Genomic DNA, 20,078 nt, shown 5'->3' on the forward strand with positions numbered 1-20,078 from the left:
CAGGTCTGATACCGACTACTGTTCGACGGCAACCATTGCCACCCGGTAGCAACGTAAACAACGATCTGCTTCAACCACCGCCTGACTTTCAGGCATGGCTAACTCAATTTCCTCGTAGTTGGTGGCACGCTCCGCACCATCGACCTTAGGCTGGTGTTCACGATGCAGACCACCAACGTTGGGAACGTTTTCATCCGCATCAAATACACCTAAGCGATTGACGACATCTTCCAAAGCCTCTTCGTCATCAAGGATGGATTTGCCTTCCATCAGATAACGATGCATGACACTGGCCGCGCGCTTGCCATGACCAACGGCCAGAACAACAGTCATTGCCCCGTATTCACAGTCGCCACCGGCGAACACACCATCATCATCCGTCATCATAGTGCCGCCGTTGGTAACGATACTATTCCAACGGGTCTGCTTGATGCCGTAATCACCATCTTCGAGATAACCCAGATCCGGGTCCTGACCAATGGCCGGGATGACCATGTCACACGGGATGATATATTCGGAACCTTCAACCGGTTGCGGACGACGCCGTCCAGAATCATCCGGCTCACCCAAGGCCATCTTGATCACCTCAACACCAGTGATCTTGTTATTTTCCGTAATCAAACGGGTCGGATTAACGAGGAACTCAAAGCGAACATTTTCCTCATCGGCATCATCGACCTCGTACGATTCCGCAGGCATCTCGTTACGGGTACGACGATAAACCAGGATCGATTCTTCCGCACCTTCACGCAACGCAACACGGACACAGTCAATCGCGGTATTACCACCACCGACAACGACCACACGTTTCGGCGTGACCATGCCTTGGCCCAGCGCAACAGCTCGCAGATAATGAATACCACCTTCGGAGAACCCTTCGTAACCGGCATCTTCTCCTTCAACCCCCATCGGCTTGGACTTGAATGCGCCAGTACCGAGGAACACGGCATCATAGTTCTCTTTGAGCTCACGCAGAGAAACATCACGGCCCAACTTAACGCCATACTCAATCTCAACGCCGAGGGCTTCAACAATCTCAGCTTCGCGTCGCAGCAACGGACGCGGCATGCGGTAATCCGGAATACCAACAGCAACGGTTCCACCGGGCTCCGACAGCATGTCGATAATTTTGACTTTGTGGCCTTTTTGAGCCAGATAAAATGCGCAGGTCAATCCGGCCGGGCCAGCACCGACAACGATAACTTTTTTACCGGTGGGTGCAGCAGGAAGCATCGGCGGCGTTTTATGGTGCATCCATTCATGGTCAGATGCAACACGCTTCATCACCATAATGCTGACCGGTTCATCAACCAGAGCGCGGCGACAGGCGGTCTCACAGGGATGCGGACACACACGGCCACACACAGCCGGAATCGCCATCCGCTCACGAATTACCGACAACGAGTCTTCGAAACGATAATTCTTGATTTCTTCGATGTAAGCGGGAATATCAATATGCGCCGGGCAACGATCAATACAGGGCGCAGTGAGCTTATCGTGATAGCTGGCTGCCGGTTTCGGCTTTTTACCACCACCGATATAGGCCATGTAGTCATCACGGAAGTACTTGACCGTGTCAAGAACAGGGATCGCTGACGTCATGCACAGTGTACATTTACAGCCTTCCAACAACGACTTCAGGTTTTCAATAATTTCCAGATCACGCTCTTCGCCGTGGCCCTGGAGAATCCGAGCCAGCGTATCCTGCATGACACGTGTTCCCTTTTTACCGGGAGTACACTTGCCACAGCAGTGTTTTTCCTGAACCCGCTTCATGTATTCAGCGGCCATCGCCACGACATCGGTTTCGCCGTCGAGCAGAACAACACCATCCCAGCCCATGAAGGCACCGACTTTACCGTCCAGATACTCTGTGGGAAGCTTCAGCTTCAACGATGCCAGATCGGCTTCACCGCCGTTACGGTTATCGACGATTTCTCTTCCCCAGCTGGAAAAAACTATATCAGACAATATGACCTCCTGTTATACACACGCCCTCGCCAGCAAGAGAGCCCTTATTCCGCACAAAAAAGAGCGACTAGCCGCCCTTTTTGTCGTAAATCACCACTGACATTTTGTATACAGTATGCAGCTAAATACCACAAATGCCTGTCGCAAATCAAGGATAAATTTAGCCGGCTGGTGGCTCCAGCCAGGTGAACAATTGCCGATAAATGCAACAACCGGCAGGGATAAGGAGGACCTGTAAAAGAAAAAAAGGTCAGGCGGATGTTGCCTTTATAATTTCGATAAGTTGCAAGGCAAGATCGACCTTGCCGAAGGGGGGCATAATATAATAACCATCAGCTTGAGGTGCACAGGAGCGAACCAGCTCGGAGGCGATGCCCATCCCCGCTACGACACCGCTGTCGCCCACAGTACCACGCATCCTTTTCCGCACCTCGTCGGGCAGCGTAATTCCCGGCACCTCATTATGAAGAAATTCCGCATTACGTTCACTGACCAACGGCAACAATCCGAGAAATACAGGCGCAGAAACATCTTGCAGAGCCTGAACCATATCCTGAAAAACAGTCGACGAATAAACAGGTTGCGTTTGGAAAAACTGCGCGCCAGCCGCCAGTTTTTTCTTCAACTTATTCACCTGCCCCTGCAGATGGGTCACGTTGGGATTGAATGCCGCCCCCAAGCAAAAGCCGGTCCCCTCTCCGAGATCAGCACCGAGCATATTGCGTCCCTGATTCAAATGACTGAGCAGATCAAGCAGGCCGACGGAGTTGAGATCAAACACACTGGTGGCACCGCTGGTCTCGCCAACAGAAACCGGATCACCGGTAACAGCGAGAATATGGCGCAAACCGAGCAAATGCGCCCCCATCAGATCGGAGTGCAAACCGATCAGGTTACGATCACGACACGTGACATGAGCAATTACCGGGATCCCGGTGGCATCCTGAATTTTTGCAGCCAGAGCCAGATTTCCCATGCGAATACGGGCCAAAGGGTTCTCAGCCAGATTGATGGCATCGACACCATTTTGCGCCAATAGTTTGGCGCGTTCAATCGTCAACGAGCAATCCAGGCCGCGCGGAGGATCAAGCTCCACAGTGATCGGCACAGTTTTTCGCGCCGGGTCCAGCAACGGCGACACGGTCGTCTGGCGCGATTCGCCCACCTCAACAGCTACCGGCTTTCGCCGTTCAACCGGATGTGGCACCGCAACACGGCTCGGCTTCACCCCCTGAATCTGCGCCGTTAACGCCGCAATATGCTCGGGAGTCGTCCCACAGCAACCACCAACCAGCCCGGCTCCAGCCTCAACCATCTCCAGACCACGCGCTGCAAAATAATCCGGTGTGGCCAGATAGACGTGGCGGCCATTGACATACTGGGGAAAACCCGAATTGGCAAAGGCTGAAACAGGCCCAGACGTTGCTGCCACCATCTGACGAACCAGTTGCAGCATTTCATGCGGTCCCACACCACAATTGGCGCCAACCACATCAACATCGCTTTTCAACGCGGCAACAAACTGTCCGCCATCAAGCCCTTCACGGGTTCGCCCTTCAGCGAAAAATGCCATTTGGGCAATCACCGGCAAACCGAATTCCACCGCCACGGATGCAGCTAACTGCAGTTCGGCCAGACTGGCAAACGTCTCCAGCAGCAGCAGGTCGACACCGCCATTAACCAGACCGGTCATCTGCTCACGAAACAGGCTCTTCTGATCGTCGACAGAATGGGTTTCCTCGCTGTCTCGCGAACCTAAAGGCCCGACGGATCCTGCCACAAAACACTCACGACCACTGCCTATCGCCTTCCGGGCAAGACGCGCACCGGCCTCGTTGATCTGGCGCACCTGACCATCAAGGCCAACACCACCGAGCCGCACCCCATTGGCGGTAAACGTATTGGTTTCCAGTAATTGAGCACCCGCCTTGACATAGGCTTCATGGACTGAAGTCACCAGCTCCGGTCGGGTCAGGTTGAGCCGTTCAAAGCAACTGTCCGCCGGGACGCCCCTGCTGTAAAGCTGGGTACCCATAGCGCCATCGCCAATCAGAACGGTTTCCTGGATGCGCTGCATAAATGGTGGGGTGCTCATGGCTTAGCCTTTACTTGACGTTATCCCGCAGCGCCTGAATGGCCTGGGTATAATCGGGAGCATTGAACACGGCACTGCCCGCGACAAACACATCAGCTCCGGCAGCGGCGATCTCGCCAATATTGTCGGCCTTGACACCACCATCCACTTCCAGCTCAATGTCACGGCCGGTGCGATCGATCATCTCACGCAGTTGGGTAATTTTGTTCAGTGTCGCCGGAATAAAACTCTGTCCGCCAAAGCCGGGATTCACCGTCATCACCAGCACCAGATCCACCTCGGCCATAATGACCTCCAGTGCCCCGGCCGGTGTTGCCGGATTAATTGAAACACCCGCTTTCTTGCCCAGGCTGTGGATCAGTTGAACGGTCCGATGCAGATGGGGTACCGCCTCCTGATGAACAGTAATAATATCGGAGCCGGCTTTGGCAAAGTCGGGGATATACAGATCGGGATTCTCGATCATCAGATGAACATCAAGGGGCAATTCGGTCACCTGACGCAACGCACCGACAACCGGCGCGCCAATGGTAATATTGGGCACAAAGTGGCCATCCATGACATCAACATGGATATAGTCGGCTCCGGCCTGTTCTACGGTGCGAATTTCCGCACCAAGACGGGCAAAATCCGCCGAAAGGATCGAGGGAGAAATCTTGATCATGGTTCACTCCTTCCCGCTACGGGAACTGTTCAGGATAAACGTTAAAATGAGCACTCCGGCTGACGATAAAAACCAGCGGCAAAAAAGCAGTCCATCGGGCCATGCTCACCAGTGCGCGTTACAAGTTGTCCGTCATCATCAAACAACCCCTCCCAGTGTTTCGGAACACGGTTGGCCAGGTTAACTTGGACATACATGGGATGGTGGGCCAGAAAGTCCGCCACCACCGCAGTGGATTCTTCCGGGGTCGTGGTACACAAAGAGTAAAGCAACAGGCCGCCGGGAACAACCAATTCTGCAGCCTGATGTAAAATTTGCCGCTGGGTTTTGGCCAGCACCTTGATATCGGTCTGTTTACGTCGCCAACGCGACTCAGGATTGCGCCGCAATACCCCCAGACCGCTACACGGTGCATCAATGAGAACACGATCAAAACCACCTGCAGACAAGTCCTCACACGGCTGGGTCATATCGCACGCCAGTGTACGAATCTGTTGACACCCAAGGCGCTTGGCGCCCTGCTGTAAAATCTCAAGCCGTTGCGAATGAAGATCAAGGGCGAGAATCTCTGAACGATTGTCGGTCAATGCGGCCAGATGGGTGGTTTTGCCGCCGGGTGCCGCACAGCCATCGAGAAGGCGTTGACCGGGTTCGACCGACAACAGATGTGCAATCAGCATACTGGCTTCATCCTGCACCTGATACCAGCCTTCTTCGCGTCCGGGCAAACGCTGTAGATCACCGGCATGGGGCAAGACCACACCTTCCGGTGCAAAACGGGTCGGTTCGGCCGCAATATCACGCTGCTTAAGCTGAGCGACAAACGCGTTCCGCGTCATTTTCAGGGTATTGACGCGCACAGTGACGGGCGGTGCGCTCAACTGACTCTCAGCCAGTGCCATGGCCCCCTCGGCACCATACTGCACCAGCCAGCGTTGCGCCAACCAGTGCGGCAACGACAGACCATGTTCCAGCCAGCCCTGGGTATCCCGGCGCGGGTCGGGCCATACTACCCGATTCGGCTCACGCAAATAACTACGCAGCACACCGTTGACCAAACCACTGACCCGCTCCAGACCACAGCGCCGCGCCAGTTCCACCATGCTGTGAACCACGGCCCGATCCGGGATCCGGTCAAGATAGCACAGTTGATAGATCCCCAGACGCAGCAGACGCAACACCTTGGGTTGCAATTTTTTCAGCGGCTGACGACTATAGGCTTTGAGGATAAAATCGAGATTGCCGCGACGGCGCAGCACGCCATAAACAAGCTCCGTGGCCAAGGCACGATCGCGCGGATCAAGGCCAGGATTCGCCTCCAGTGCGGCATCCAACACCAGATCGGAATAACCGCCCTCATCCACCCGGGTTAACACATCAAAAGCGATGCGTCGCGCATCCTTGACGTTAGGCTCTGCTTTTTTTGCCACACACACCTCGAATAACAAAGCGGGGGTATGCTCGTCGGCACACCCCCGCACATTTCGTGAAACGTTCTGCCCTCGTAACGACAGCGTTACGCCATCGCTTCCAATCGACGCACTCGCTCATCCATGGGGGGATGGGTGGAAAAAAGACTTTGCAACCCTTTACCACTGAGCGGATTAACAATAAACATATGCGCGGTTGCATCGTTGACATCATGCATGGGCCGCTGATGATTGGCCGACTCCAGCTTACGCAGGGCACTGGCCAAATAGTGCGGATTGCCGCACAGTTCAGCGCCGCCACGATCTGCCGCATACTCACGCGAGCGCGATACCGCCATCTGCACCAGCATGGCCGCCATCGGCGCAAAGATCATGGTGATCAGCATGACAAACATGTTACCGCCGCCATCCTCATCATCGCTGCCGCCCATGCCGAACAACATGGCCCACTGCCCCATCTGGGCCAGATATGAGATCGCTCCGGCGATGGTTGCTGCGACAGAACCGATAAGAATATCGCGATGACGGACATGGCTCAACTCGTGAGCCATCACGCCCATCAGCTCTTCACGGCTGAGCAGATGAACAATCCCCTGCGTGGCAGCCACGACAGCATGTTGCGGATTACGCCCAGTCGCAAACGCGTTGGGTGTGTCCTGCGGAATCATGTAAACGCGCGGCATGATCAGATTGTTGCGCTCGCACAGCTCACTGACGACATCGTAGAGCATGCCGCTGTTCACTTCCTGTCCTTTATACATACGGATGACGATCTTATCGGAAAACCAATAGGATCCGATATTCATCACACCAGCCAGAACCAGTGCCACAATGGCGCCGCCACGGCCACCAATTGCACCACCAATCACCATCAGGATGATGGTCAACAAGGCCATCAGGCCAACGGTCTTCAAATTGTTCAGCATTATTTCCTCTTTATTGGATAGGTCCGGTTAGAAGTACGGCGCCAATCGCCCCATTTGAGCGACAATCTAACCATCCCCAAAGCGCTTTTCAAGGGAGATGTCCCCAGAAGCGGACTGTGCAAATAACCGTATCCGCCATCAACTACCGAGAAGATTTCCTTTTTCCAGACCACGGCCACGCAGAAAATCAGCAGCACTGAGCATCTTTTTGCCCGGCAACTGCAACGCCCCCAACTGTAACGCCCCCTGCCCACAGGCAACGATGACCGTTTCACCACTGGCTTCGAGAACCTGTCCCGGTTCCCCCTGCCCTTCAACACAGCGGGTTTTTGCCAATTTGAGCGTCTGACCGTCCAGCAGTGTATAAGCTCCCGGCCACGGATCAAGGCCGCGCACCAGATTATGAATCTGCCGGGCCTCCTTACTCCAATCAATGCAACCGTCCTCTTTTTTCATCATCGACGCATAGGTGCTCAAGCTGTCATCCTGCTTTTCACGCGCCAGGGTTCCAGCACACAAACGCGCCAATGTCTCCTCCATCGCTTCACGCCCCAATGGAGCCAGACGATCATGAAGCTGGCCGGCCGTCTCATCGGGATGGATGGACAACGATTTTTTTACCAGCATGTCACCGGTATCCAAGCCAACATCCATCATCATGGTTGTGACTCCGGTCATCGGATCGCCATCGACAATGGCCTTATTAATCGGCGCTGCTCCGCGATGACGCGGCAACAGCGACGCATGGACATTGATGCAGCCATACTTGGGAATATCAAGAACCGCCTGAGGAAGGATCTGGCCGTAGGCCACCACCACAATCAGGTCAGGCGACAGACTGCGCAACTGCTTCACCGCCTCTTCATCGCGAAGTTTCTGTGGCTGAAACACCGGGATATCGTGCTCCAACGCCAGTTCCTTGACCGGCGGTGCGGCCAGCTTTTTGCCCCGCCCTTTGGGCCGGTCCGGCTGGGTATAAACACCGACCATCTGCACGCCGGATTCAATCAGGCCCTGTAGTGTATCCAGAGCAAAATCGGGGGTGCCCATAAAAACCGTACGAATGGTTTGAATATTAATCACAACTGCTCCTGCTGCTGTTCGAGAATTTTCGGATATTTCTTACGAAACATCCCCTTTTTCAGGGAGGACAAACGGTCGACGAACAGCTTGCCGTCAAGATGATCGATCTCATGCTGGAAACAGATCGCCAACAGCCCTTCCGCCTCCCGCTCAACGGTTTGACCGTCCATATCCACATAGCGCACCTTAACCCAGGAACTGCGTTTGACTGCCGCGTAGTAACCGGGCACCGACAGACACCCCTCCTCTTCGCACGAGTCGCCCTGTCGCTCGAGGATTTCCGGATTAACGGCTTTGATCAGCTCCGGATTCTCTTCACCACCGCAATCAAGCACAATCAATCGCCGGGAAATACCCACCTGCGGGGCCGCCAAACCAACTCCGGGTGCGGCATACATGGTTTCCGCCATATCGGCGGCGAGTTGACGAATCTCGTCATCAACAACAGCAATCGGTTCGGACATTTCAGCTAATACCGCGTCCGGATAATGATATATTTTCAACAGGCTCATGGAGAGCAATTCCTTTCCGTGTTATCACGCATTCAACCAACAATCTAAGTATGATAATACGCCCCCTGAGCCAAGTCAACTGATGCGCAAGACGCAAAAAAGGGAGAAGCTCAGCTTCTCCCCTTGTTCTTCCCTCATGTCTGATCAAGAAATGGTCTAATCATCCTTACTGCTATGACAAACAAAGCAACCACTGGTATTGCTGCCCGCGCTGGCAACCATTGCCGCATAATCCCAACGCAGCATATCCGGATAGGGTGATCCGTGTGGACGATGGCAGGAAATACAGGTCACCACATCTGAACCCGGCACCACCTCAGAACTGTTTTTCTGGCCGGTCAGTGATGTTTTCGCCACCGGCACCAACGGATTATAGACCGTGTATTCCTTATAATCACCAGTATCCGGCAACACCACATCAGAGGGATGACGAATCCAGGCGCCAGTAAGTCCAGCCTGATCCTCATTCATATCGTGATGGAAATTGCCGTGACAACCGGCGCAAAACTGACCCATGGATTCCGTGCGCATATAGGAGTTAACGCTTTTTTCATACACCTCTGTGGTTCCCATATAGGTGTTGTGCTGTGTTGAGGTTGGATTCTGCTCCCAATCTTCGTCTTCAATGCCCGTAACACCATAGGTTCCGGAATCACCCACCATGGCCTCATTCTCACCGAGAAAACGGTACCAACCTCCCGCGCCATCAACAACATCAGCAGAGTCATTGGCATGATGATGCGGCACATGACAACCGGTACACCCACTGATGGGGTTATTGCTGGCCAACGTGGCATGACAATCCGCACATTCACCGGCACCACCGCCACTCGCCCCCAGAGACGTTCCCGGTGCGGTGGTTAACGTGCCATCCTCGCCTGAGATTCCATAGACATTGTGACCATAAGCATCACCGCCCTCTTGGGACACCCAGTAGAAATTCCCTCCGGCCAAGGTGGAAGTCGGCGTACCAACAGCCGGATAAGTCGGCCGGTTCTGGGTGAAGACAATGGGGATGCGCGTTTCTCCGAGTTCAACAATGGTATCGGTGGCGTGGCTGTGACAGCCGACACAGCTATTAGAGAGCAAATGACTCGACGGTCCATCGGCATAGACCGCCGAGTCATTTTGGCTGTTGTGCATGGTATGACAGTTTGCACAGGGTCCGGACACCATCCCCCAGACTGTATCCGCCCCCATCAGCAATAGACATAAAATAACAATCCCACGCATACAACCCTCTACATCAAACGCACATCAATCAGATGGTTAACATGGTCTAGCAAAAGGCGGGCCAACATTTTAGGGCTTACTCATAACCCCACAAAGAAGGCATAAGTAGCTGTAGTTACGAAAAATATTGTCAGAGCTGTTTCACTGGGATCATTTTCTAATTTTGAGACAGGTCTCATGTGGGGTAGGTTCAGCAGCAGGTGGGCAAATCCCCCACAAAAAAAAGGAGAGGGTCATCCCTCTCCTTGACGTGTTGTTTAAATGTGAGTTCAATCCACGCCCTTAATCACAGGGAGGATAACCGCTCAGCCTCAGGCGACAACCACGCGAATGGCTTCACTGAGGTTTTCCTGAAGCATTGTCTGAACAAAGCCAAGAGTACCGGCAACACTTCCGGCGCAGCCCTTACAGGCCCCTTTGTATTTGACGTGAACATACACCTGGCCATCATTTTCACCTGGCTGAACATCATCGAGTTCAATACCACCACCATCACCAGCCAGGGCCGGACGGACATGGCGGTCGAGAACGGCCTCAATCTCCTTGACCTGCTTGACGATCGACAGGGTGACAAAATCATCCACCTTGGCGCCTTCCGGATTGCGCTCCGCCTCCATCTCGGCACGCACTCGAGCGAGGATATCAACCAGATACACATCGCGCTTTTCATGGCCGCCCGGTTCAATACAGGACTTGCAGAAAGCGCCGGCCTTGGTGTAATCGGCAATCTCTTCGATGGTGGTCAGATCATTGATACGGATCGCGTCTTCAACCATCTGCAGCGACACCCGGGCACATTCGCAGACAATATCCTTGTCTTTCAACGTTTCGACATCAACATTGCGATAAATGGCCGCAGCCTGCTTGATCACCTCGTAGGCCATGACACTACAGTGCATTTTCTGCGGCGGCACCGCCGCCTGGTCTTCGGTGTCACGCAGCGCCATCTCAACATCCAAATTGGTAATCTTGGTGGCTTCATCAACGGTCTTGCCGATACACATCTCCGCCATCATATCCGTGGAGGCAATCGCGGTTCCGCAACCAAACGATTTAAAGGTTGCCGCTTTGATCACCTCATCTTCGTCACCAACAACCCAGAACAGTCGCACGGTATCGCCACAGGACTCAGCGCCCTCGTTGGCAATCACCAGTCGCCCGCCGAGACGCTTGGCGTCCTCTTCGGTCAGCTCACCGAAATAACGCGGATTGTTCATGCGGTCGGATACTTTTTGTGAATACTGCTCCCAGAGAGAGCCGCCAATCAAATCATTTTTACCCATAACGGTAACTCCTATATTCGTGAACCCTGACCCGCCAGGGTCTTAGTATGAGGTGGACAGTTGACGCAAACGAACCACGGCTTTTTTGACCACCTCAATGGTAAAGTCAATCTCTTTTTCCGTGGTAAAGCGTGACAAACTGAAACGAACGCCGGTATGGGCCAGCTCTTTGTCAGCCCCGATGGCCGTAAGGATCGGACTGGCTTCGAGTGATTCCGATGCACAGGCGCTGCCCGTTGAAGCGGCAATGCCGTTCTGGTTCAAGTCCCAGATCATCGCCTCTCCCTCAACACCACGGATACTGACATACACCGTATTCGGCGTGCGAAGATCGCGGTCACCGACCACCAGCACATCATCAATCTGCATCAAGGCATCTTCGAACTTATCTCGCAGACGGCGCACATGGGTGTTTTCGTATTCCAGACTCTCAACGGCAATCTCCATCGCCTTGCCCATGCCGACCATCCCCGGCACATCAACGGTTCCGGCACGATGGCCACCCATCTGCTCACCACCGTGTAACAGCGGCGGCAACATGCCCCCCTTACGCACATACAGGCCGCCCGCCCCTTTCGGACCATGGAACTTATGGGCACTGAAGGTAAGAAAATCCGCCGGGACATCCTGCATATCGACCTTCACTTTGCCGATTGCCTGCACCGCGTCGGTATGGAAATAAACACCCTTCTCCTTACAGACTTCGGCGATCTCTTTTATCGGCAGAATCAAGCCGGTTTCATTGTTTGCCCACATCACTGACACCAGAGCCGTCTTGTCGCTAATTACCTCTTTAACCATTTCCGGCGTAATCAACCCCTGACGGTCCGGAGCCAGATAGGTCACTTTGACGCCCTGAGTTTCAAGAAATCGACAGGCTTCACGAATACACGGATGCTCCAATTGCGTGGTGACAATACGCTTTTTGCGTGTCTCCTTGAGCAGGCTGAAGTACATGCCCATGATCACCGTATTGTTGCCCTCGGTGGCACAGGAGTTGATGATAATATCATCTTCATCACCGGCGTTGATGGCCGCATACATCTGTTCCATCGCCTGATGAAGGTAGGGACGCACTTCAATGCCGAACGAGTGCAAGGAGTTGGGATTGCCGTACATGTGGCAATAAAATGGATCCATGGCTTCACGCACTGTCGGGTCGACAATGGTGGTGGCATTGTTGTCAAGATAGATTCGTTCCATAAACTTTCCGCCTTAATCGAGATAAGATAAGAAAAAAATAGCGCTTCTGTGCGGCACGCCATTGTGTCCGTCATCACACCTGCGGCCTAAATATGACCTGAAAGGTTTAGCTTTGCCTACCATAAATGAAAAAAAGCAGCCCGTCAACATAGTTGATCGAACTGCTCAAGTATAAAAGATCTCCTGCTGTGGTGACTTACAGGAGCAGATGGTGCTCCAACCCTTTTGCTGTCGACCACTCAACCTGGCGACCACCAAAAGACAAGCGTGCGATACCGGATTGAACATCAAGGACAATCTCGTCGTCGGCATAGCGTGCTCGCCAGATATCGGCCAGGCAAAACGCCCGCTCCAGACCATCACCGCGCTGAAAATTCCACACTTCATCCGGTTGGGCCAAGCGGCCCTCGGAATAGATGGAGGCATTTTCCATGGCGGACAATTGCTCAATCACTGCGTCATCACTCAAATTTTCCGTTGCTACAACGGCTACCGGATTGCGCTCCATCGCCGCTTTGACAAATGGACCCCAATCACAACTGCGCAGATCGCGCAGTGCATAAAAGCCCAGATCCACCACCGGATTCTGTTGGCGAATCGCAGTCAAGGCATCGATCACCTGGTGACGGTCCATCTCCTGGGTCAGAACAATGGGCGGCACATCCACGACACTCTTTTCTTCATACTCCGGCAGCCGCGGACTTATTTCGACAAACTCGCGCAGTTTGTCAATCAATTCACAGGCATTCTGTTGCGGGCAGTTGAACTCCGCCACCAGCGCACTGCGCATCTTCTGCTTGTCGAGGTTGACCTTGGGGTGTTTTTTGAAAAAGGCTTCAAAGCGCTCCAAATCGATCCGGCCTTCAAGCGGTTCCGGAGAATAATCATAGGAATCGATCTCGTCGAGCAATTTCTCCCGGGTATTATCGCTGGCTTTAAACGAGCTGCCATGCTCATAGCTGTAAACCTTTTCTGCGGCAATCCAGCGTTTTTTACCGTGGCGCATCTGACTGATCTGAAAACATTTCTGCAACGAGCTGTGTTCGCGCAAAAAATTACAGAGAATCTCCTGGTTCAGATCAACCTTGAGATAGGTCACTAACTTGTCGGAGAAACGCTGATAGGCCTCAGGGTCAATACTCACGTCGGGATAAACCACATGAATATTACCGCTGCAATGCGCCACCATGGTCACCTGCTCATTCCGCAAGGCGCGCTGGGCGCGAGCCGACAGTTCCGTGCCGTTGAACCACATGTTTTTGGTGACAATGCGCCGGTTATTGGTAACCAGCCCTTCCTTGACATCGACAAAGTTCTGCGAGTGCAGCGGCGTCGCCATGAGGAAGATATCTTCCAACGGAATTTTACACACGACGAACAATGCCGCCGCATACAGAGTGGACAGCGACACACATTCGCCAGCACCGTTCCGGTAGCCGTCGCGATAGCAGAACGCATCCATGGCCTCAACGGTTTCCGTCTTCCAGTATGGAATCATATCGCTATCGTATTTATCGAGACCGAAATGCTTACGGATATTCATGTCGAAGTAGTAGCGATCCCCGGTATAACCGAACAACGCATTACTCTCGGCAATGATCTCCGGGTCCATCACATCCTTAAAACGATCCAGCTCGGTATCCTTATGGGTCAAGCCCCAGGTATCCAGATCGAGATTAAAATCATAATGATCCATGATGAACTGCTTGAGCCGAACAATGCGCCGGTAAGGGTTCATTGTGTCAATTTTGGCGAACCATGGATCATCACGCCACTGCCAGACCACCGGCGACATGATGTTCGCCAGCACCAGGCTGTAAAGCAGGTCGGGGTAGATGAAAATTTCCATGTCCGACAGCGTAATAGCCGAGGAGTATTTTTCCAGCAACTCCGAGGCAACAACGGGCGGTTTCTGTGAAGTGTGGTTATTTATCGTATTCATGGGCGCAACTTTACCCCGTCTACAAAAGATTGGCAAGCCGGTTTATTGACCAAACAGGTTAGATTTAAAGCCCCCCACCAGTGCCTACACAGGAATTATTTTCAAAAAATAGTATGAAATTACAGTCACTTAACCAAAAAGACAAGGATTGACACTGACGACATAGAGTAATCCATATAAAGCACACAACGAACGTTCTTTCTTGTTCCCGCTAACAGGAGAGTGCTGTTTATGCTTACCCCGGGAATTGCCATTATCGGCGGTTCGACAGCCGGTCTCACCGCAGCCATTAATCCGAAAATACGCAGCCCGGAAAAAAGTTACCGGTCATCCGTAACGTCCGCAACACGTTGTTCCTTTCTGTATTCCGTACATCTTTGGCACCATGAAAGCCATTCTCCATTTTCGCAAAGAGGATGGCTCCCTGATCGTTGGCCACATTCGCGACACCGACGCCACGGCAGAGATTGTCAACATCCTCGCCGTGGCAATCCTGGCCAGACGGACCACCGCACAACTGGCCACCATGCAATATGCCACCCATCCACCGCTGACCACATCGCCGTCGGCCTATCAGAGCATGATAGCTACTGAACAGGTTGTTATTCAACAGGGCAACTAACCGCCGCCAAAGCAGCATTGCTGGTCGCGCGGAATCGGCTGGCCAGTGCCTGTTCTTTCTCCCGAGACGGACAGGTGCCCGCCCTCAAACTACTTCAACTCAGCCGATGTTATCTGTGTCAACAATTGAGGCCAGAGTTCCACCCATCCACGAAGATGACCAACATCCGCCACGTTAATCATACGAACAGAATCATCATCAAAAAGCTCGACATAAGCATTCGAAATTTCATCGGTAATAATTTCATCTTCAGAACCGACAAAATGGACTTGAGGAATATTCGACAGAACATCAACATAATCAGCGGGATTTAGCGATTCCGTCAATGGACTCACATGATGGTATTCGGCAAATCTGCGTGTCTCCAGATTTCCGGCAACCGTAATAACGGAATCAACATCATCTCTTTCAACCGCCAGCAAAAGGGCGAGCGCTCCCCCTCCGGAATAGCCGACAAGCTGAAATGACGTGACTGAAAGCTGTTGCTTCAGTTGGCTTAAAGCAGAAGACAGTGAAGATACAACCGGCTGGGAAAATCTCGCCGAGGCCCAGAGAGAATATCGACAGGCGTCATTGTGAACAAACTGGCAAGGCCGCCCTAAGTAGGCAAGATCCTTATTCGGGTCAGCCAGCATCAATTGCAAAGCCACAGGGGTCACTGGGGTGGGATTATCAGAAACCTGTCGGCGCGAGCGCCAGGCCAGGCCATCTCCTTCGAGATAGACTCTTAAGACATTGACCGGGCGATGAATATCTGTCGGCACAACGCTTATCATGGGCAGCCCTTCAGCCTCCAACGCTCTATCCTGATAACCATGTCGAACAACGAGATCATGGAGTGTTGCTCGTGTCATTTGACGCGGCTGTGATACACAAGCGGACATCAACACCGCCAAAATAACAACGCAAAGCCGGAACACTTTTCCATGTCGTTTACCCATCGTTAAATCGACCCCTTCACTGCTGCTTTACAATTTGAACAAGATATAAAAACGAAGCCCCGTAACCAGAGATGGAAAACGGGGCTTCTGTCAGACAATTTAACATCTAATACTAGAATTCGAAACGAACCTTACCGGTAAAGCTGTGGGCAGCGAAATCCTGGCGTCCGGCATAGTCGTAACCAAGACGCAGGCTCACGTTTTGCTCTCCGAGGCTGGCAACGGTCAGCGCCGCACCAAGATCCCAGCTTGTCTCTGAGGGTTCGATCCCCTTGGCAACAAAGGAGGTTGTTCCGCCAACAAAGTTGGCCGTACTGACGATGCGATCGTTTTCCACATCGTAGGCAAGTTGGCCGGAGACTTCGGGAGTGACAATGCCCCAACTGCGCTGGAAATCTTTCTGCAGTCGGGCTCCGACTCCAGCTGTGAACACCTCATAGTCTTTCGAGCGGACATGTAATGCCAGGCTCCCTCCGGTTTCAGTGTAACTGTCGTAGTCTTTGCTGGAGTATTCCAGGGTCAGATAGGGATAAATCTCCCAACCGGCCGCACTGATTTTGCAGCCGGATTCAACCAGAGTACTGTAACTCGTGCTGTCGTAATCTCCCGCGTAGTCGTCAGAACCAACGCTACGCAAACTGTCGACGCTGCCGAAACCAACACTGACAACGGCTTCGCTGTACCATGTACCGCCGTCGTAACTGCCGTAGAGGCTGAACAGGTTGTCGCTCATCTCAAAGTCGGCACTGGCGTCATTGGCTTTGGCATCGCTATTGCCGCGGGTATAGGCAACACCGAGAACCACATTGCCGAACTCACGGTCAAAACCGAAGCTCAAGGCGTCGGTGTCGGCATCAAAGCCTTCAATACCGTCACGGCGATCCTGCTCGGCATCGGTAAAGCGTGCGCTGAACCACATGCCGTTACTAGCGGCGATTTCATCACCGCTGTTCATACCGCTGAGCATGCCAAGACGGTTGCCAATGTTCATGTTGGACACCATCAGGGTATGGGCCATGCCGACAACAAAGGCACCGCTGACGTTCGGGCTCCATTCTTCCGGACTACTGGTGGGGGTAAACAGTCCGCCATCAACAGCGGCTTCATAGGCCGCAGTCGCGTTGGCGCTAAGCCCGGCCTGCTCCGGGGTCAAAAAGGTTGCCGTGGCTATCAGCTGATTTCCTGCGGCGTTTTCAGTTAATTCCAGTCCGATCATCGGCGTATCAAAGGGAGTTTCCAGAGACAGGTTCTCCAACGTCCAGTCTCCTTCACCGGCAGACAGCAACGCGATGGAGGTCGAATCTCCTTCAGAGACAATACCGAGATTATCAGAGGGATAAACCAGAAAGGTCGTCCCGTCAGCAAGCTCGGCACGGTCTGCTACGCTGAAATAGAAATCCTCGTCTTCAAAGTAGCCGACGCCGTCCTCACCGATCAGCAGGTCATCACTATCCAGTAAAAGCATAAAACGGCCCCCGACATTGTTGGTCAGGTCACTGACCAGCAAACGGCCAGCAAGGGTTCCGCTGTTGTTCAGGTGAACCACACCATCAGCGGTGTACACCGCCCAATCGGCAAGGATACCGGAGTGGGCATCAAGGTTCAGGGTCACTTCCGGCGTCCCGCCATAATAATCTTCGACAAAGACACCATAAGAAACCGCCTCGCCCGTTTGAGCATGAGCACTCGACATGAGATGCGAACCAACCAACGAAATATTCTCCGCGACCGTATCCACACCAATAATCAAACCGGCAGCATAGGCCTCGCCAACTGACGCATCGCTATCGGTGGCGACTGCGGAGCTCAAAATATATGAACGATTCAATACCAAACTGCTGATCGTGGTTGAGCCAACCAAACTAAAACCGACGGCCTCGGCTTCTCCCCCGGCTGCTTGAGCAAAAGTATCCACAGTAGAATCCGCAATATCGATATCCAGGTTTGTGGCACCGATGATCATGACACCAGTGGCATTGGCAAAATCACCTTGCGTCTGCGCCAAAACATCAATGGTCGCCCCCTCCATCTCCAGACGAACATCCGAATTGGACTGGCCGACAAAGCCCGAAGCACGGGCTCCGTAGCTGGAGCTGATGGCATCAACATCAATCGTACTGCGGGTTAACGTTGCGCGAACCTCAGGCTGAGAAAAATATGCTCCCAATGCATCAGCATAACCGTCGGCCGTTGCAGTGGCGGAAAAGGTCGAATCACTCAGCAGGAACTCTGAAGCACCGCTTCCATAGGTCTGTAAAACATACGCATAGGCAGCACCCTCCTCGGCGAAAGCTTGCGCACTGATCAGCGAATTTCCCGCAACCGCAATCGTGCTGTTGCTTATCGAGCCAAGCCGCAAATTACGTGCGTTCGCAACGGTAACGCCGTCGCTGGCAATATTTCGTGTCGCCACCGTGCGGATAGTGGATTCATTATCCAATGCAACAGTGACAACATCCCCCTCCAACCTTGCGCCAGCGCTACTGGCAGAGGAAGTACCCGTATCTCCAGCGGCATAAGCACTCGTCTCCACGTTAATGGCGGAGCCATGATCGAGGCTCAGATTGACATACCCACCCGGGGTCCCGGCATTGATGCCATAGCCAAATCTCGATGGCGCAGAATCGGGAAAGGTCACAGGATCCTCAACGCTCCCTGAAACATCAATCGTGCTGCCACCGTCCAGGTTGATCGTCGCGGAGGACCTCAGCACCTCAATCCCGTAACCGATGTAAGAGGCGATATCAACAGAGAGCGAAGAACCTTCCGCCAGGGAGATGAGGGATTCGTCAAAGCCCTTCATACCAACAGCAAAATTGAAATCTTCATTCCCACCGCTTGTATCAAAAAAGAATGTCGCGTCAGTCAAAGAGACGGTGGCATCGCGAAGATCAGCGCTACCCGAATCATACTCCAGCAACACTGCGTATTTCTCCACGCCCCCACCCTCTTCAAGACCGGAGAAAACAACATCAATGCCCTCCCCCGTCAAACTGAACTCAGGTACGCTGAGCATATCGCCCACGACATGAACCTCACTGTCCGGACCATAATAAAACTCGCTATGGATAATCGGATCATACGCTGCGGCTAGTCCCGACCAACACAGCGTGAGCAACATGACGCACAGTGTCGGACAGGCCATTTTTAAAGATCTCATGCTTTCTCCCTTCCAACGGTTCTTTCTGCCGATATCAACACCGATGAAACTCTTGTAAAAAGCCATCCCCGGTTTTTCACAAAAGAGACCTAGAATACCAAATAACTTAGCCAGTTTAGAACAATCTCAACAAGAAATTCAATGCTCTATTAAAAACAAATAAAAAATAAGAAAAACAGTAATAAACACTAATTTTTTTTACGAGCCAACAACTCAAACCAAGAGTGGCAACTGCCCCTTTAAGAAAGGAGAAAAAACCTGCCAACATTGTCTCGAAACTGGAAATACGCTATCATTGAGCACTTTTCCCCCAGAAAGCCGGACGACACCGTAATGAAGACCCAACAACCACTCACCGACATGGCCCACTGGTCGCATACCTTTGCGGCAGAGGTGCTCGAAGCGGGAGACCTTGCTATTGATCTGACCGCCGGCCGCGGTAAGGACTGCCTCCACCTGGCACGCTGTGTTGACAGCAACAGTCACGGCACAGTACTGGCATTCGATATCCAGCACGAGGCGATTCACAGCACCACATCCCTTCTGACCGAACAGCGGATGACGGTCGCAACAATCAGCCGTCCGCAACAGGTAACAGGGCCGGGCGTTTTTCTAATTCAGACAAGTCACGAGCAACTTTCCCTGTTCAGCCCTCGCCAGGCGAAAGTGATCATGGCGAACCTTGGCTACCTTCCTGGCGGCGACCACGCCATTACCACCCGGGCCGACAGCACACTGAAAACGATCAAAGAGGCATTAACGGAGCTCTTATCCGGTGGCCGACTCATTTTGGTCGTCTACACTGGCCATGAGGGTGCCCAGGAGGAATCACAGGCCATCACCACCCATCTTGCCGACCTGCATCCACGCCATTGGCACATCATCACCATGCGCCCGTTCCTTTGTCACAACGCACCCTACCTGCTGGTGGTGGAAAAACGTCAACAGCCGGCAACGGTGCGCGAGCGGTTGCTACAACGATAATTCCCCGACGATTTTAATACTGGACAGAA

15 protein-coding genes are annotated in these 20,078 nt (G+C 53.0%); 2 read left to right on the top strand and 13 right to left on the bottom strand.

Features of this window, described 5'->3' with window-relative positions; genetic code table 11:
* Positions 1 to 15: 15 nt before the first annotated feature.
* The 11 genes from DACE_RS01850 to DACE_RS01900 form a co-directional block, all read right to left on the bottom strand.
* Complete coding sequence (locus DACE_RS01850) at positions 16 to 1,971, bottom strand: FAD-dependent oxidoreductase (protein ID WP_005997872.1); 1,956 nt, start codon at positions 1,969 to 1,971, stop codon at positions 16 to 18.
* Positions 1,972 to 2,221: 250 nt separating this feature from the next.
* On the bottom strand, positions 2,222 to 4,066 hold the full coding sequence (locus DACE_RS01855) for a bifunctional homocysteine S-methyltransferase/methylenetetrahydrofolate reductase (protein ID WP_005997875.1): 1,845 nt from the start codon (positions 4,064 to 4,066) through the stop codon (positions 2,222 to 2,224).
* A 10-nt stretch (positions 4,067 to 4,076) separates the two neighbouring features.
* Positions 4,077 to 4,730: a ribulose-phosphate 3-epimerase gene (gene rpe / locus DACE_RS01860; RefSeq protein WP_005997876.1), complete on the bottom strand. Its 654-nt coding sequence runs from the start codon at positions 4,728 to 4,730 to the stop codon at positions 4,077 to 4,079.
* 41 nt (positions 4,731 to 4,771) lie between these two features.
* On the bottom strand, positions 4,772 to 6,160 hold the full coding sequence (gene rsmB, locus DACE_RS01865; protein ID WP_040365898.1) for a 16S rRNA (cytosine(967)-C(5))-methyltransferase RsmB: 1,389 nt from the start codon (positions 6,158 to 6,160) through the stop codon (positions 4,772 to 4,774).
* Between the two features lie 86 nt (positions 6,161 to 6,246).
* A complete protein-coding gene (gene htpX, locus DACE_RS01870; protein WP_040365939.1) occupies positions 6,247 to 7,083 on the bottom strand; it encodes a zinc metalloprotease HtpX in 837 nt (278 codons plus the stop codon).
* A 141-nt stretch (positions 7,084 to 7,224) separates the two neighbouring features.
* Entirely contained in the window at positions 7,225 to 8,160 is a 936-nt protein-coding gene (gene fmt / locus DACE_RS01875; RefSeq protein WP_238326385.1) for a methionyl-tRNA formyltransferase, read from the bottom strand.
* A 5-nt stretch (positions 8,161 to 8,165) separates the two neighbouring features.
* Positions 8,166 to 8,681, bottom strand: a complete 516-nt coding sequence (gene def, locus DACE_RS01880; protein WP_005997880.1) for a peptide deformylase — start codon at positions 8,679 to 8,681, stop codon at positions 8,166 to 8,168.
* Positions 8,682 to 8,837: 156 nt separating this feature from the next.
* The gene (locus DACE_RS01885) at positions 8,838 to 9,914 is read right to left on the bottom strand and encodes a cytochrome c3 family protein (protein WP_005997881.1); all 1,077 of its coding nucleotides are present in this window, start codon (positions 9,912 to 9,914) and stop codon (positions 8,838 to 8,840) included.
* Positions 9,915 to 10,225: 311 nt separating this feature from the next.
* Complete coding sequence (locus tag DACE_RS01890; RefSeq protein WP_005997882.1) at positions 10,226 to 11,197, bottom strand: iron-sulfur cluster assembly scaffold protein NifU; 972 nt, start codon at positions 11,195 to 11,197, stop codon at positions 10,226 to 10,228.
* 42 nt (positions 11,198 to 11,239) lie between these two features.
* Positions 11,240 to 12,400 (bottom strand): NifS family cysteine desulfurase, encoded by a 1,161-nt coding sequence (locus DACE_RS01895; RefSeq protein ID WP_005997885.1) that lies wholly within the window; start codon positions 12,398 to 12,400, stop codon positions 11,240 to 11,242.
* 196 nt (positions 12,401 to 12,596) lie between these two features.
* Positions 12,597 to 14,342 (bottom strand): hypothetical protein, encoded by a 1,746-nt coding sequence (locus tag DACE_RS01900; protein WP_005997888.1) that lies wholly within the window; start codon positions 14,340 to 14,342, stop codon positions 12,597 to 12,599.
* A gap of 385 nt (positions 14,343 to 14,727) precedes the next feature.
* Here DACE_RS01900 and DACE_RS01905 point away from each other — a divergent pair, with 385 nt between their 5' ends.
* Entirely contained in the window at positions 14,728 to 14,964 is a 237-nt protein-coding gene (locus DACE_RS01905) for an RNA-binding protein (RefSeq protein ID WP_005997890.1), read from the top strand.
* Between the two features lie 89 nt (positions 14,965 to 15,053).
* Here the strand turns inward: DACE_RS01905 and DACE_RS01910 are convergent, their stop codons facing one another.
* Positions 15,054 to 15,905 (bottom strand): hypothetical protein, encoded by an 852-nt coding sequence (locus DACE_RS01910; protein WP_005997892.1) that lies wholly within the window; start codon positions 15,903 to 15,905, stop codon positions 15,054 to 15,056.
* A 112-nt stretch (positions 15,906 to 16,017) separates the two neighbouring features.
* Entirely contained in the window at positions 16,018 to 19,065 is a 3,048-nt protein-coding gene (locus tag DACE_RS01915) for an autotransporter family protein (protein WP_005997894.1), read from the bottom strand.
* 333 nt (positions 19,066 to 19,398) lie between these two features.
* Here DACE_RS01915 and mnmM point away from each other — a divergent pair, with 333 nt between their 5' ends.
* Positions 19,399 to 20,049, top strand: a complete 651-nt coding sequence (mnmM, locus tag DACE_RS01920; protein ID WP_005997896.1) for a tRNA 5-(aminomethyl)-2-thiouridylate-methyltransferase MnmM — start codon at positions 19,399 to 19,401, stop codon at positions 20,047 to 20,049.
* Positions 20,050 to 20,078: the final 29 nt, after the last annotated feature.

The sequence above is a fragment of the Desulfuromonas acetoxidans DSM 684 genome (assembly GCF_000167355.1).
Classification (GTDB): Bacteria; Desulfobacterota; Desulfuromonadia; order Desulfuromonadales; family Desulfuromonadaceae; genus Desulfuromonas; species Desulfuromonas acetoxidans.

What these genes read in the sequence shown, in the direction of transcription:
- DACE_RS01855 (WP_005997875.1), bottom strand. Translation starts at nt 4,066, where the DNA reads ATGAGCACCCCACCATTTATGCAGCGCATCCAGGAAACCGTTCTGATT.
- rpe (WP_005997876.1), bottom strand. Translation starts at nt 4,730, where the DNA reads ATGATCAAGATTTCTCCCTCGATCCTTTCGGCGGATTTTGCCCGTCTT.
- def (WP_005997880.1), bottom strand. Translation starts at nt 8,681, where the DNA reads ATGAGCCTGTTGAAAATATATCATTATCCGGACGCGGTATTAGCTGAA.
- DACE_RS01885 (WP_005997881.1), bottom strand. Translation starts at nt 9,914, where the DNA reads ATGCGTGGGATTGTTATTTTATGTCTATTGCTGATGGGGGCGGATACA.
- DACE_RS01890 (WP_005997882.1), bottom strand. Translation starts at nt 11,197, where the DNA reads ATGGGTAAAAATGATTTGATTGGCGGCTCTCTCTGGGAGCAGTATTCA.
- DACE_RS01895 (WP_005997885.1), bottom strand. Translation starts at nt 12,400, where the DNA reads ATGGAACGAATCTATCTTGACAACAATGCCACCACCATTGTCGACCCG.
- DACE_RS01900 (WP_005997888.1), bottom strand. Translation starts at nt 14,342, where the DNA reads ATGAATACGATAAATAACCACACTTCACAGAAACCGCCCGTTGTTGCC.
- DACE_RS01905 (WP_005997890.1), top strand. Translation starts at nt 14,728, where the DNA reads ATGAAAGCCATTCTCCATTTTCGCAAAGAGGATGGCTCCCTGATCGTT.
- DACE_RS01910 (WP_005997892.1), bottom strand. Translation starts at nt 15,905, where the DNA reads ATGGGTAAACGACATGGAAAAGTGTTCCGGCTTTGCGTTGTTATTTTG.
- DACE_RS01915 (WP_005997894.1), bottom strand. Translation starts at nt 19,065, where the DNA reads ATGAGATCTTTAAAAATGGCCTGTCCGACACTGTGCGTCATGTTGCTC.
- mnmM (WP_005997896.1), top strand. Translation starts at nt 19,399, where the DNA reads ATGAAGACCCAACAACCACTCACCGACATGGCCCACTGGTCGCATACC.